At 61.9% G+C, this 14,690-nt stretch carries 10 protein-coding genes; 6 read left to right on the top strand and 4 right to left on the bottom strand.

Annotated features, from left to right (window positions below; translation table 11 throughout):
• Window positions 1-22 precede the first annotated feature (22 nt).
• From AB6O04_RS09805 to AB6O04_RS09785, 5 genes are all read left to right on the top strand, one after another.
• Entirely contained in the window at window positions 23-1,306 is a 1,284-nt protein-coding gene (locus AB6O04_RS09805) for a sugar ABC transporter substrate-binding protein (RefSeq protein WP_368563677.1), read from the top strand.
• The gene (locus tag AB6O04_RS09800) at window positions 1,303-2,181 is read left to right on the top strand and encodes a carbohydrate ABC transporter permease (RefSeq protein ID WP_368563676.1); all 879 of its coding nucleotides are present in this window, start codon (window positions 1,303-1,305) and stop codon (window positions 2,179-2,181) included. The genes AB6O04_RS09805 and AB6O04_RS09800 overlap by 4 nt, the downstream gene beginning before the upstream one ends.
• A gap of 187 nt (window positions 2,182-2,368) precedes the next feature.
• The gene (locus AB6O04_RS09795) at window positions 2,369-3,190 is read left to right on the top strand and encodes a carbohydrate ABC transporter permease (protein WP_368563675.1); all 822 of its coding nucleotides are present in this window, start codon (window positions 2,369-2,371) and stop codon (window positions 3,188-3,190) included.
• A gap of 65 nt (window positions 3,191-3,255) precedes the next feature.
• Complete coding sequence (locus tag AB6O04_RS09790; RefSeq protein WP_368563700.1) at window positions 3,256-6,405, top strand: discoidin domain-containing protein; 3,150 nt, start codon at window positions 3,256-3,258, stop codon at window positions 6,403-6,405.
• A gap of 154 nt (window positions 6,406-6,559) precedes the next feature.
• Window positions 6,560-7,249: a hypothetical protein gene (locus tag AB6O04_RS09785; RefSeq protein ID WP_368563674.1), complete on the top strand. Its 690-nt coding sequence runs from the start codon at window positions 6,560-6,562 to the stop codon at window positions 7,247-7,249.
• A 184-nt stretch (window positions 7,250-7,433) separates the two neighbouring features.
• On the opposite strand, the gene AB6O04_RS09780 is transcribed toward AB6O04_RS09785, so the two are convergent.
• The 3 genes from AB6O04_RS09780 to glk all read right to left on the bottom strand — a co-directional run bounded on the left by AB6O04_RS09780 (window position 7,434) and on the right by glk (window position 11,634).
• Window positions 7,434-8,090 (bottom strand): bifunctional 4-hydroxy-2-oxoglutarate aldolase/2-dehydro-3-deoxy-phosphogluconate aldolase, encoded by a 657-nt coding sequence (locus AB6O04_RS09780; protein WP_368563673.1) that lies wholly within the window; start codon window positions 8,088-8,090, stop codon window positions 7,434-7,436.
• 130 nt (window positions 8,091-8,220) lie between these two features.
• Window positions 8,221-10,131: a phosphogluconate dehydratase gene (gene edd, locus AB6O04_RS09775; protein WP_368563672.1), complete on the bottom strand. Its 1,911-nt coding sequence runs from the start codon at window positions 10,129-10,131 to the stop codon at window positions 8,221-8,223.
• Window positions 10,132-10,638: 507 nt separating this feature from the next.
• Window positions 10,639-11,634: a glucokinase gene (glk, locus tag AB6O04_RS09770; RefSeq protein ID WP_368563671.1), complete on the bottom strand. Its 996-nt coding sequence runs from the start codon at window positions 11,632-11,634 to the stop codon at window positions 10,639-10,641.
• Between the two features lie 544 nt (window positions 11,635-12,178).
• On the opposite strand from glk, the gene AB6O04_RS09765 reads away from it, so the two are divergent.
• Window positions 12,179-13,264, top strand: coding sequence for an ABC transporter ATP-binding protein (locus tag AB6O04_RS09765; RefSeq protein WP_368563670.1), 1,086 nt, complete (start codon window positions 12,179-12,181; stop codon window positions 13,262-13,264).
• A 170-nt stretch (window positions 13,265-13,434) separates the two neighbouring features.
• Here AB6O04_RS09765 and AB6O04_RS09760 read toward each other — a convergent pair whose 3' ends face one another.
• Window positions 13,435-14,634 carry an aromatic amino acid transaminase gene (locus tag AB6O04_RS09760; protein ID WP_368563669.1) on the bottom strand — a complete coding sequence of 400 codons (1,200 nt, stop codon included), beginning with the start codon at window positions 14,632-14,634 and terminating at the stop codon, window positions 13,435-13,437.
• Window positions 14,635-14,690 lie beyond the last annotated feature (56 nt).

The following is a 14,690-nucleotide window of genomic DNA, read 5'->3' as shown; positions in this document are numbered from 1 at the left end:
CCTTGCCTCGAAGGAGCGCCTGATGCGCGGCTGCCTGGCGCTGCTGACTCTGCTGATGGCCGCGACGATCGCCAGCTGCGCACGCGAGCGCGATTCCCGCCAAGTGGTCACTTTTTGGGTGATGGGGTACGAAGGCGAGGTGGTCGCCAAGCTGTTGCCGGAATTCGAGCGACGCAATCCCGATATCAAAGTCGATTTGCAACTGCTGCCGTGGTTGTCCGCGCATGAGAAATTGCTGACGGCCTTCGCGGGCAATGCACTGCCGGACGTCTGCCCGCTGGGCAATACGTGGATCCCGGAATTCGCCGCGTTGGGTGCGCTGGAACCGCTGGACGATGAAATCGCCGCCACGTCCAACTTCGATGCCGGCGACTTCTTTCCCGGCGTGTGGGATAGCGGCGTGGTCGATGGACGTGTCTATGCGGTGCCGTGGTATGTGGAAACGCGGCTGCCGTTCTATCGTACCGATATGCTGCAGAAAGCCGGGATCCACCAGCCACCGAAAAGCTGGGACGAGTGGCGAACTGCCATGGCCGCAGTGAAGCGCGAAGTGGGGCCAGACAACTACGCCATCCTGATGCCGTTGAACGAGTTCGAGCCACTGCTGAGCCTGGCGATACAGCAGCCCGAGCCGCTGCTTCGCGATGATGGCCGCTACGGAAATTTCCGCAGCGCTGGTTTCAAGCAATCGTTGGGCTTCTACAAGGAGATGTTTGACAAGCGATGGGCGCCACTCGCCACCAGCACCCAGATATCCAATGTCTGGGATGAATTTGGAAAAGGCTTTTTCTCGTTCTACATCTCCGGCCCTTGGAACATCGCCAAGTTCAAGGAGCGCTTGCCGCAGTCGCAGCAGGACGACTGGATGACCATGCCATTGCCGGGACCTGATGGTCCGGGCGCTTCACTGGCCAATGGCACCAGTTTCGTGGTGTTCCGCGATTCGCCGCGCAAGGCCGCGGCGTGGCGGTTGATCAGCTATCTGTCCTCGCCGCAGGTGCAGGCACAGTTCCATGCGTTGACGGGCGATCTGCCGCCCCGGCGCTCGCCCTGGACCACGCCGGCCTTGGCCGAGGATCCGTACGCCAAGGCGTTTCGGGAGCAACTGGAACGCGCTGTACCCACCCCCAAGGTGCCGGAATGGGAGCGTATCGCGACAGAAATGCGGTTGGTGGGGGAACTGGTCGCCAATGGCCGTATCGACGTCGATGAGGCCGCAACGGAGTTGGACCGGCGTACCGATCTCATTCTTGAAAAGCGGCGTTGGATGCTGGACCAGGCTGAACACAAAGGTGCAGCGCCATGAAGCCGACGACGGCGGGGTGGATGTTCGCCGCGCCCGCATTGACGGTCATTCTGGTGTTCTTCGGACTGCCGGTGCTGGCGGCGCTGGCACTCAGCCTGACCGACTTCGATATCTACGCGCTGGCGGATATCGGCAATCTGCGCTTTGTCGGCTTCGGCAACTATGCTGGGCTCTTGCAGAATCCGCTGTTCTGGAAGTCGCTAGGCAACACCTTGTATTTCGTCATCGTGGGCGTACCGCTGTCGGTGGCATTGTCCCTCGGCGCGGCATTGCTTCTGCACTCCAAGCTCGGGCGGTTCAAGGGTTTCTTTCGCACGGCATTCTTTGCGCCGGTGGTGACGACCGTTGTAGCGGTTGCGGTGATCTGGCGTTACCTGTTCCACACCAAGTATGGGCTGGTGAACTGGGGATTGTCGTATGTTGGAGTCGATCCCATCGACTGGCTGGGCGATCCGCACTGGGCCATGCCGACGATCATCCTGTTCGCGGTGTGGAAGAACTTTGGCTACAACATGATCATCTTCCTGGCGGGACTGCAAAGCATTCCAGAAGATCTATACGAAGCCGCGAGGATCGATGGCGCATCACGGTGGGCGCAATTCCGTCACGTGACGCTGCCGATGCTGGGCCCGGTCATGTTGCTGGTCGGTATATTGACCATGGCGGGCTACTTCCAACTATTCGCCGAACCCTATGTGATGACACAAGGCGGTCCGTTGGAAAGTACCAAGAGCGTGCTGTATCTGATGTACGAAGAAGGCTTCAAGTGGTGGAGCCTGGGCAACGCTTCGGCGGTGGCATTCCTGCTGTTCGTGTTGATGATGGTGGTGACTAGCGGTCTGTTGTGGATTGCCCGCAAGCGGGGCGTGGAATGAGAGGCGTATGGGCGAACGCGGCGTGTATGGCTGCCTGGTGTGGAACCTCACATAGCACCGCTTTGTGTAGGAGCGCCATCCCGGCGCGAGCTCTTCGCTTCTATCGCGATCTTATGGGAAGAGCTCGCGCCGGGATGGCGCTCCTACCAATCGGAAGCCGCCCCTGCGCAGCGACGGACGCCAAGGCATGAATCACCGCGCCGCCACGATAATCGTCAACACCCTGTTGGTGCTGCTTGCGATCATCAGCCTGGGGCCATTGCTGTGGATGTTGTCGGTGTCCTTCATGCAGACGGGCGAAGCCGGACACTTCCCGCCGCCGCTGCTGCCATCCGCTCCCACATTGCATAACTATCGCGAACTGTTCGTGCGCGCGGGAATGGGTCGCTATCTGGCCAACAGTTTCATCGTGGCTACCAGCGTGATGCTGCTGTCGCTGTTGTTCAACACCATGGCCGGCTATGCCTTCGCCAAATTGCGCTTCAAAGGCCGGGACAGGACATTCCGTGTGTTGCTGGCGGCCCTGGTCATACCGGCGCAGGTAGCGATGATGCCGCTGTTCCTGCTGTTGAAACAGATGGGACTGGTAAACACCTACGCCGGCGCTATCGTGCCCGGTATGGCGGCTATTTTCGGCATTTTCCTGGTGCGCCAGTACTCGCGCTCCATTCCCGACGAACTGCTGGAGGCGGCGCGCATCGATGGCGCCAGCGAGGCGCGCATCTTCTTCCAGATCGTACTGCCGGGACTCAAGCCGATTCTGGTGACGCTGGCCATCTTCAGCTTCCTGGGCGCATGGAACGATTTCATGTGGCCGTTGATCGTACTGAGCGACGATAAGCTGCAAACCTTGCCAGTCGCGTTGGCGTCGCTTTCGCGAGAACACGTGATGGACTATGAGCTGATGATGGCCGGATCGGTCGTGACGGTTATGCCGGTGCTGCTGTTGTTCCTGGTGTTGCAGCGGTACTACATCCAAGGTTTGCTGCTGGGGAGTGTGAAGGGGTGAAGATTCTGCGTATGAATGGGAAGATTTGCGCGGCGTTGCTGGCGCTTGCGTTGCCTCTCACTGCCATGGCTCAACCGGCCACACGCATTCTCGACGACTTCAGCAACCCTGCGGCCTGGCGCGTGGTGACCTCCAATCAGGTCAGCGGCAGCATCCGTCAGGTCGACGGAACCAGCGGCAAAGCACTTTGCCTGGACTACAACTTCAATGGTGTATCCGGTCACGCTGGCATCCAGCGGGATCTGCCGCTGGACTATCCGCCGAACTATCAGTTCGTGTTTCAGCTACGTGGCGACTCGCCGCGCAACGACCTGCAATTCAAGCTGGTGGACGCCAGCGGCGACAATGTGTGGTGGGTCAATCGGCCCAAGTACGATTATCCGCCGCAGTGGACAACCGTCCGCTACAAGCGGCGGCACATCGACAAAGCCTGGGGTCCCGATCCGGATAAAACGCTGCGCAGCAGCGCCAAGCTGGAGTTCACCATCTATAACAACGTCGGCGGCAAGGGCTCGGTATGTTTCGATGACCTGATGCTCCAGCCACTACCCGTCGACGATGGCGCGCCGCTACGCGGGGTTGCAAGCGCCAACGCCAGTATGCCGGGCAGCGCCGCTTCGCATGCCGCCGATGACAATGCAGCCACCGTATGGAGTTCCGACTTCGCAGCCAACGTGGATCCACAGCTGACGCTGGATCTCGGACGAGTACGCGAATTCGGTGGCCTTAAGCTGACTTGGAAAGAGGACGAGTACGCCTCGACCTATCTGGTGCAGCTGTCGGACGACGGTAAAACCTGGCGTGATGTACGCACTGTGGTGGACGGCAACGGCGGCACCGATTATCTGGGATTGCCAGAGTCGGAGGCGCGCTACATTCGGCTGACGCTGGGCGACGGACCGGCCTCTTCCGCGAGTCTTGTCGAAATGCAGGTGCAGCCGCTGGCCTTCGCTGCGACGCTCAACGATTTCATCAAATCGGTCGCCCAAGACGCGCCACGCGGCTGGTATCCGCGCGGCTTCAGTGGTCAGCAGCCCTATTGGACCATCGTCGGCATCGATGGGGGCGAAGAGCAAGGCTTGATCGGAGAGGACGGCGCCATCGAGTTTGGCAAAGGTGGCTTCAGCGTCGAACCGCTCGTGATAGCGGATGGCCGGCTGACGACGTGGGCCGACGCCACCATCACGCAGTCGTTGCAGGACGGCTATTTGCCGATTCCCCAAGTGGATTGGCAGCATCCCACCTTCAATCTGCAGGTCACTGCTTTCGCACAAGGCACACGCGAAGAATCCCAGTTGGTGGCGCGGTATCGACTGGTCAATACCACTTCTTCGCCGCAGGACTACGTTTTTGTCCTGGCGACGCGGCCGATGCAGGTCAACCCGCCCAGTCAGTTCCTCAACACGGTAGGTGGCGTGAGCCGCATCGACGAATTGTCGATCGAAGAGCGCGACATCGTGGTCAATGGACGGCCGCGAGTGCGATTGGGAACGGTGCCGGATGCGGCGTTTGCCAGCAGCTTCGATGCGGGCGGTGCGGTGTGGCAGGTTGCGGAAAGGCATTGGCCGCAGATCGTGCGAATGGGCAAGGCGGAGTTTGCCCAGGCCGCTGGATCCGGCCCTGCGCAGGCGCGCGACGTCGAAGGACTAGCCTCTGGGGCTGTGCTGTATCGCGTGCACCTGAGCCCTGGGCAGAGCTACGAAGTTGCTTTGCTTGCACCTATGACGGGCGGATTCGGCGACGACACGGAGAGCGGCTTCATTTCCGCGCGCCAAGCTCAGGCCAACCAGCATATGGTCGCCGAAGAATGGCGTGGCAAGCTGGACCGCGTGAAGCTGCGTTTGCCACCACAAGGGCAGGCGGTAGCCGACACTTTGCGCACAGCAACCGCGCATATGCTGATCTCGCGCATTGGCCCGCGTCTGCAACCAGGTACGCGTTCGTACTCGCGCAGTTGGATACGCGATGGCGCGATGATTTCCGAAGGCCTGCTGCGAATGGGCCGCGAGGACGTGGTGAAGGAATACGTGGATTGGTACGCGCCGTATCAGTTCGACAACGGCAAAGTCCCTTGTTGCGTAGACGACCGTGGCAGCGATCCGGTGCCGGAGAACGACAGCCACGGCGAACTCATCTTCAATATCGCCGAGTACTACCGCTATACCGGCGACGATGCCTTCCTGAAGAAAATGTGGCCGCACGTGCGCAAGGCGTTCGGCTATATGGAAGAACTGCGCTTGAGCGAGCGCACCGAAGCCAACCGCCGCGTTAATCCGGCCTTCTACGGCATGATGCCCGCGTCGATCAGTCACGAAGGCTACTCGGCCAAGCCGGTGCATTCGTACTGGGACAACTTCTGGGCGTTGCGCGGCTACAAGGATGCAGTCGATGTAGCGAGATGGCTGGGAAAATCCGAAACCGCGAAGTTCGCGGCGTCTCGCGATCAGTTCCGCGAAGATCTTTATGCCTCTCTGGATGCTGCGGTCGAACAGCACGACATCGACTACTTGCCGGGTTCGGCGGAGTTGGGCGATTTTGACGCGACATCCACGACGATCGCTTTGGCACCTGGCGGTGAACAGGGGCGGCTACCGCCAACGCTTCTGAACAGCACTTTCGAGCGTTATTGGCGCGATTTCGAGCAACGCCGTGACGGCAAGCGCGACTGGAAGGATTACACGCCGTACGAATGGCGCAACGTGGCGGCTTTCGTGCGGCTGGGGTGGCGTGAGCGGGCGTGGCAGGCGATCGACTTCTTCTTCAAGGACCGTGCGCCAACGGCCTGGAATCAATGGGCCGAAGTGGTATCGCGTACTCCACGCAAACCCTTTTTCGTTGGCGACCTTCCGCACGCCTGGGTAGCGTCGGACTTCGTCCGCTCTGCGCTGGACATGTTCGCCTACGTACGCGAGGTCGACGACAGCATCGTGCTGGCGGCGGGCGTACCGACGGGCTGGCTGGAAGGCGAGGGCATCGCGATTGAAGGCTTGCGTACGCCGAATGGCAAGCCGGATTATTCGCTGCGCCGCGCCAGTGGAGCAGTCACCCTGGAAATTGCTGCTGGTCTGGACGTGCCGTCAGGTGGCCTGATACTGCCGTGGCCGTACTCGACAGCACCGGGCTCGACCCGCATCAACGGGCGCGACACCGAATGGAAAAATGGCGAACTGCGTATCAATGAGTTGCCGGCCAAAGTGGTGATCGAGGTCCGATGAGAGCCGGAGAGCCTTCGTAGAGCGGAGCTTGCTCCGCTGCTCTTCGCACGTTGTCTTGCGGGAAAAAGCAGCGGAGCAAGCTCCGCTCTACGAAGGTCAACCATCTCCTGGTGGGTTAAAGTCGCCACGCTGATGTCAATAGGCATTATCAGGTATGCCCGAATCCATTCGATCCACGCCACTCTGGCCGCTGCCGCTGTCGATCGCGCTGTTGTTTCTGGGTGCCGTACATCTGGCATGGTGGCTCTCGATGCAGCAGGGACATATTCCCGCTTGCGTGCCGTATTGGGACGGCTGCACATCGATCAGCCGCGCGGCGCGGCATGGATTGGGCAATTCGCTGTTTCGTCTGGCGGTGTTGCCTTGCGCGTTGTTGCACGGGCTGAACTGGTGGCTGGCGCGTGCATGGTTGCGGCGACCTGAGCGTGCCCGGGATGTGGTGGCGGACGCGATGCTCGTTCTAGGTGCGCTCTCTGCGCTGGCACTGGCGATCTATACGACTTTCCTGGGTACCGAAGGCGAGATCTATCGTTTCCTACGCCGGTACGGCGTGGTGGTGTATTTCGGTTTCGGATTCCTGGCGCAGTTGCTGTTTCTTCGCTTGGCGAGGCGAGAAGGGAAGTTGATGGCAGGAATCGGTAGTGCGATGTTGGCCATCTGCGTGGCCATGCTGGCGCTGGGACTGGGAAACGTCATCGCCAGCCTGGTGCTGACGGATGCTGTGTTGAAAGATCATCTGGAAAACGCGCTGGAATGGCAGCTGGGTCTGCTGCTGGTCGCGTGGTTTGTGCTGCAAGCGGTGCTATGGAAGCGTGCGCGCTTCGCGATGGTAATCGCGCGCTGATCTTTCGGTTCTATTGCGAAGGGCAGTGTGGCGTCGTTCCCGGAGGAAACACTTGTAGGAGCGCCGTCTCGGCGCGACTTTTTTGCTTCTGCGAAACATGGCAGGAAGAGCTCGCGGCGGGACGCCGCTCCTACAAAAGCAAATACCGCTCCTGCAAGGAAAGAGCGGCTGACGTGTGAGCCGATCAGCCGCGGGCTTTCTTCACGATAGCGGCGGCTTTGGCGGAGCTTTCGGTGACCTTGTCCCAGTCGCCGGCGTCCAGCCATGCCTTGGGCACCATCCATGAACCGCCGATGCAGACGACGTTCGGTTGCGACAGATAATCGGCTGCGTTGTCTTCGGTGATGCCGCCGGTCGGGCAGATCTTGAGATCGGACAGCGGGCCGGCCAGGCCTTTCAACATCGACAGCCCGCCCACGGCGGAGGCGGGGAACAGTTTGCAAACGCGGAAGCCGCGCGCCATCAGCGACAGCAGCTCGGTTGGCGTTGCCGCGCCCGGTACCACCGGGATGGGTGCTTTGGCCAATGCATCGGCCATGTCCGCGGGCGTGCCTGGCGTAACCAGGAAGTCCGCTCCAGCGGCAATGGATTGCTCGATCTGTTTGGTGGTCAACACGGTGCCCGCACCGATCACAATATCCGGCAGTTCCTTCTTCAACATCGCCAGCGCTTCCATCGCAACCGGAGTGCGCAGGGTCAACTCGATGGCCGGCAGCCCGCCTTTCAGCAGCGCCTCGGAAACCTTGCGCGCTTCATCCAGCGTGTGCACGGTGACCACCGGCAGGATGCCGGCGGCGCGGAGGAGTTGTTCGGCTTTCTGCTGGCGGGCTTCGATGGTCATGTGGTTTCGCGATCCAGGAGCAATGTGTTTGGTGCGTGCGTTGCTGCGAATTGTAGAGCGGAGCTTGCTCCGCTGCTTTTTGCTTCAAGCCAACCAAGAACAGCGGAGCAAGCTCCGCTCTACGGGTCTGCTAGGCGTCCTTGGCTTCGTGCGGCGCTTCGGCTGCCACGGCCAGGTCACCTAGTTCGTATTCCGAATCGTATTCCCAGGTGCCGTTGTGATACGGCGGTCCGCAGGAAATCGACAACGCCCCCTGGTCGGCGGGGGTCACTACGTCGCGGCTTACTGCGAACAAGCTACGGCCGATGTCGAGTGCGGACGGCGTGGTATTCGGTGCCTGTTCGCGTAGTGCCCATTCCTCGGCGGACACGCGTACTTCCAGGATGCCGGCTTCGGCGTCCAGGCAAACGATGTCGCCTTCGCGCAGCTTGCCCAGTGGCCCGCCGCGTGCAGCTTCGGGAGTAACGTGGATCGCAGCCGGAATTTTTCCTGATGCGCCAGAGAGGCGACCGTCGGTGACCAGCGCCACGCGCCGGCCTTGGTTCTGCAGCAAGCCCAGCAGCGGCGCCAGCGAATGCAGTTCGGGCATGCCGTTCGCGCGAGGTCCTTGGTAGCGCACCACCGCAATGAAATCCTGCGGCAGCACGCCGGCCGCATGCAGCTTGTTCAAGGCGCGGGGATCGTCCACGACCACGGCAGGCGCTTCGATATGGCGGTACTCGGGCTTCACGGCTGAAGTCTTGATCAATGCCCGGCCCAGATTGCCGCGTAGCAGGCGCAAGCCGCCTTGCGGTTCGAACGCCTGCGACACCGGACGCACCACGCTTTCGTCGGCGCTCTTGGCCAGGCCCGGCACATAGTCCAGTTGGCCGTCATTGGAGCGTGGCTCGTCGCAATACGCGCGCATGCCGCCGGGCACGATGGTCGGCAGGTCGTGCATCAGGCCGGCTTCCAGCAATTCGCGGAATACGAACTGGATACCACCGGCTGCGGCGAAGCGATTCACGTCAGCCTCGCCGTTGGGGTACACGCGTGCCAGCAACGGCACGGTTTGCGAAATCAGGTCGATATCGTCCCAGGTCAGCACGATGCCCGCGGCACGCGCCACTGCCACCCAATGGATGGTGTGGTTGGTGGAGCCGCCGGTCGCCATCAACGCAGCCATGGCATTGACGATGGCGCGCTCGTCGACCAGATGCCCGATGGGACGGTAGTCGCTGCCCAACGCGGTGATGCGCAAGGCGCGCTCCGCCGCGGCGCGGGTCAGCACTTCGCGCAGCGGCTGATCGGGATTGATGAAGGAACTGCCGGGCAACTGCAGGCCCATCGCCTCCAGCAACACCTGGTTGGAATTAGCGGTGCCGTAGAACGTGCAAGTGCCCGGACCGTGATAGCTGGCCGATTCGGCTTCCAGCAGTTCTTCGCGGGTGGCTTCGCCGGCGGCGTAGCGCTCGCGGACTTCGGCTTTTTTCTTGTTCGGAATGCCCGGCGTCATGGGACCGGCCGGCACGAACACCGCCGGCAGATGTCCGAACGCGAGCGCGCCTATCAGCAAACCGGGGACGATCTTGTCGCACACGCCCAAATACAGCGCGGCATCGAACATGTCATGGCTCAGCGAGATGGCCGTCGCCTGGGCGATGGCGTCGCGCGAAAACAGCGACAGCTCCATGCCGGGACGGCCTTGGGTGACGCCATCGCACATCGCAGGCACTCCGCCAGCGACTTGCGCCGTCGCGCCGAGCGCGCGGGCGGTGTCGCGCACGATGTCCGGGTAGTGCTCGAACGGCTGGTGCGCCGACAGCATGTCGTTGTACGACGTGACGATGCCCAGATTGGGCGTTACGTCGGCGCGCAGCCGGCCTTTGTCGGTCGGGCCGCAGGCGGCGAAGGCGTGGGCCAGGTTGCCGCAGCTCAGGCGGGTGCGCTGCGGGCCGTCAAGGTGGGTGGCGTCGATACCGTCCAGATAGGCGCGACGCAATGGCGCACTGCGCTGGCGGATACGTTCGGTGATTTCTTGAATGCGGGGATGCAGGCTCATTGGCGTAGGCTAGGCTGCGAAACGTGGGGATTGCGTCTATTTATCGTTGCCGCGCCAGGTAATTTCCATTTGCCCGAAACGGGATAGGGAGATTGCGGGCTGCACGTCGAGCAAGTCGCGGCGGAAAAAGAACGAGGAAGAACGACGGAGCGCGCGGAGACGTGCGTGGACGTGGAAGCTGACTGAATAGGCATTCTACTTTCTACTTGCTTTGCGCTGACGGTGAAAGCGACCAAAGAAAGACCATTCAACGCACGTGTATCGGTGTGCATATCGATGTGGCACTCAACTTGTTTGAGTGCCTTCCCTTTTCCCTCCCTCGCATTGCGGGGGAGGGCAAGGGTGGGGGAATTGATTCGGTCGATTTCAAGGTGAATTTATTCCGAATCAATTAGACGCGCAGTTCCGATTCGCACGAAAAGCGTTCGTGAAAACAGCATTCGTCACCGACCTGCGATCGCGACGGAAGCTGCGGCCACGGATCGCTTCCCTTGCAAGACCTGCACGTCATGGTTTCGCCGGGCCGAATGCTTCCACCGCATAGGCGGCTGCGCCCAACAGGCCGGGACGGGGATGCAGGATGGCCAACGTCGGCACGCGTGCCATGGTGGGCGAGAACCGGCCCTTGTGTTCGAAACGGGCGCGGAAGCCGGAATGCTGCAGCGAAGTCAGCAACTTCGGCACCAGTCCGCCGGTCAGGAATACGCCGTCCCACGCTCCCAGCGTCAGCACCAGGTCGCCAGCGATCGCCCCGAACACGGCGCAGAAAACATCCAGTGCCCGCATGCAGCGCGGATCGCCGCCCGCGGCGCGCGCGGTGACGTCGGCGGGTTGCAGTGGGCCGGGATCTTCGCCGGCGATTTCGCTCAGCGCGCGATACAGGTTGACCAAGCCCGGTCCGCAGATCAGGCGTTCGTTGGAAACCCGGCCGAACTGCGCCGATAGCCGCTCCAGGATGTCGATTTCTTCCGGGGTACCTGGCGGAAAACTGACGTGGCCACCCTCGGTCTCCAGCGGGTAGCACTTGCCATCGCGGATGATCAGGCCGCCTACGCCAAGACCGGTGCCGGGACCGATTACGGCATAAGTGCGTGGCTGGGAAAGCGGGGCGGGCGCCCACCGAGCGCCGCCAATCGGCACCACATCGCGCGGCGTCAGCAGCGAAATGGCCATGGCCTGGGCGGCGAAATCGTTGACCAATTTCAGGCCATCGAAGCCCAGTGCCTGCCGGGTACGGTGCAGCGAGATGACCCAGGGATGATTGGTGATTCGGGCTTCATCGCCGTCCACCCGACCCGCCACGGCGAACACGCCGTTCTGCGCGACGGCGTTGGTCTCGCTGAGGTAATGCTGCGCGGCATCGGCCAAAGACGGAAAATCCGCCACTGCGAACTCACGTACGCTGTCTACCAGCAGCGGCTCGGGAGTGCTGGTATCGGCCAGCGCGAAACGCGCATTGGTGCCGCCGATATCGGCAAGAAGAACCCTGGCTTCGCTATTCATGCGCAGAAGTACTTATTGATCAGGTGATAACTGCAGAAAGTATTCCGCTGCATTCGCTTCGCTCTTCCTCTGCTCAAGTGGGATAGCCATGATGGTCGGCCGACAGCCGCTGGATGATAACGCGCGGGAACCGGTGCCGCCCGCTTGCGTTTTGGTATCCCTGTGCGCGCCATGGATATGCAGCGGCCGGCCGGCTGTTATCCACGGCGTCATCGCGTTGCGTGGCAAGTCGGTTGCTTGGATCGATAGGCAACTAGTGTTGTTGCGTCGATGTCGCGCGGAACACTGGCATATTGTCGCGGTGGTCCGTCATTGGTACGGATCGGCGTAGTTCTCCAGAGCAGTCCTATGGTGCACGTCGTGAAAACGATTACATGGCAGAATAGCGAACGTCACGACGTGAAAAATGAAGGTTGTGGCAGCGACGGAATGTCCAACTGGATTTTCCATTGACGCAGCGGATGCCTTCGGGCTTCGCCTGTCACTGGGGAGGGCCCGGGGGCAGTGACATGGTGAAAACGGGCGCGACCCGACCGGAGCAATGATGGCTAGTGTTCAACTCGACCGCGTGCGCAAGGTGTACGACAACGGCCAAGTGGCCGTGCACGGCGCCAGTTTCGAGGTTGCCGACGGCGAACTGATGGTGCTGGTGGGGCCGTCCGGTTGCGGCAAATCCACGTTGCTGCGGATGATCGCCGGGTTGGAGGAAGTTTCCGAAGGCGCGCTGTCCATCGGCGACCGCGTCGTCAATCAGGTGGCGCCCAAGGATCGCGATATCGCCATGGTTTTCCAAAGCTATGCGCTGTATCCGCACATGACCGTGGCGGAGAACCTGGCGTTCGGCCTGAAGCTGCGGGGCCATCCCAAGGCCGTGATCGAACAACGCGTGGCCGCCGCCGCCGAAACGCTGGGCATGACCCACATGCTGCAGAAGTTGCCGCGCGAAATGTCTGGCGGCCAGCGTCAGCGGGTGGCGTTGGGGCGCGCGCTGGTCCGCGAGCCTGCGGTCTTCCTGTTGGATGAGCCGCTATCCAACCTGGATGCCAAGCTGCGCCATTCCATGCGTACCGAAATCGCTCGGCTGCATCGCCAGCTGGGAGCCACCATGGTCTATGTCACGCATGACCAAGTAGAGGCGATGACGTTGGGGCAACGCATCGTGGTGCTAAAGGACGGGCAGATCCAGCAGATCGACACGCCGATGGCGCTGTACGAGAAACCGGCCAATCTGTTTGTCGCCGGGTTTCTGGGCAGTCCTGCGATGAACGTGCTACTCGGCGAATTGACGTGTGGCGAGCGGCCCTGCCTGACGCTGGAGGGCGGCGCCGTGGTGCCGTTGGCGCACGCGCAGTTGCCACAAGCATGGCAGGGCAGGACGATCGCCATCGGCGTACGCCCCGAGCATCTGCAGCCTTCTTGGGTGGACGACGCTGGTTTCGAAGCGCGGGTCGAAGCGATCGAGCCGGTAGGCAACGAGATATTCGTCAATCTCAGCTACGATGATCAGTTGCTGGTTTCGCGAGTCTCGCCACGCGCACTGCCGGAACCCGGCGAAAACCTGCGCATGGTGGTGGACGGCCGCTGCGTGCATTGCTTCGATGCAGACAGCGGATTGCGGTTGGAAGCGTAGCGTCTCGGTAGGTTGAACGACGGTAGGAGCGGCGTCGCGGCTTTTGTAGGAGCGCCGTCCCGGCGCGAGCTCTTCGCTTTTGTCGCGATCTGATGGAAAGAGCTCGCGCCGGGACGGCGCTCCTACAACAGCCAGGACGCCGCTCCTACATGGTGCCGTGTCGAGGCCCGTTAGCGACTAACCGAGTAAACCGCCTTGGCCACCTTGTCCAGGTTCTGATGGCTCAGCGCGGCCACGCAGATGCGGCCGGTGCCGATGGCGTAGATCGCGTATTCCTCACGTAGGCGATCCACCTGCGCGGTGGTCAAGCCTGAGTACGAGAACATACCGGCCTGCTGCTGGATGAAGCCGAACTCCGGTGCGCCCAGCGCTGCCAGCTTGCTCACCAACCCGGCGCGCAAGGCATGGATGCGTTCGCGCATGCCGCCCAGTTCGTTTTCCCACTGTGCTCGCAACTCATCGCTGCTCAACACGCCCGCCACCAGCGCGCCTCCATGCGTGGACGGGCTGGAATAGTTGGAGCGGATGGTGCGCTTGATCTGCGACTGCACGCGCTTGGCTTCATCGCGGTCGGCCGCGACGACCGACAACGCGCCCACGCGTTCGCCGTACAACGAAAACGATTTGGAATAGGAGCTGGCAACCAGGAACGAGCCCACACCCGAATCGGCGAACAGGCGAACCGCGGTGGCATCGGCATCAGTGCCTTGGTCGAAACCCTGGTAGGCCATGTCGATGAAGGGCAGTAGCTGACGATCCTTGATCAGGTCGACGACTTGCTTCCATTGCGCAGCAGTCAGGTCCACACCGGTCGGGTTGTGGCAGCAGGCGTGCAGCAGCACGACAGTACCGGGCTCAAACGCGGCCAGGTCGGCCAACATGCCGGGGAAATCCAAACCGTGCGTCGCCGGGTCGTAGTAGCGGTAGTCGCTGACCTCGAAACCCGCAGCGGCGAACACCACGCGATGGTTTTCCCAGCTAGGGCTGCTGATCGCGATTTTCGCCTGCGGCAGTACGCGCTTGAGGAAGTCGGCGCCGATGCGCAGCGCTCCGCTGCCGCCTACGGTCTGCGAGGTCGCCACACGACCGGCGTCCAACGCAGCCGATTGCGCCCCGAATAGCAGTTTCTGGGTCGCCAGGTTGTAGGCAGGGAGCCCGTCGATGGGCAGATAGCCGCGTGCGCGCGCCTGGGCGGCCAGCGCTTGTTCGATGGTGCGGACGGAGTCGAGCAGCGGAATGCGGCCCTGTTCGTCGTAGTAGATGCCAACGCCCAGATTCACTTTGCCGGGGCGGGTATCGGCGTTGTAAGCCTCGGTCAATCCCAGGATCGGATCACCGGGAACGGTTTCGACGGATGCAAAGAAAGACACGGTAGTCAGGGCCAGTTCGTGAGTGGGGAAGGGGGTTCGCGCAGGGCGACGTGCCA

The sequence above is a fragment of the Pseudoxanthomonas sp. UTMC 1351 genome, assembly GCF_040948865.1.
Lineage (GTDB): Bacteria > Pseudomonadota > Gammaproteobacteria > Xanthomonadales > Xanthomonadaceae > Pseudoxanthomonas_A.
Note: the sequence above shows the minus strand (reverse complement) of the source record. Positions and strands in the feature narration are given on the sequence as shown.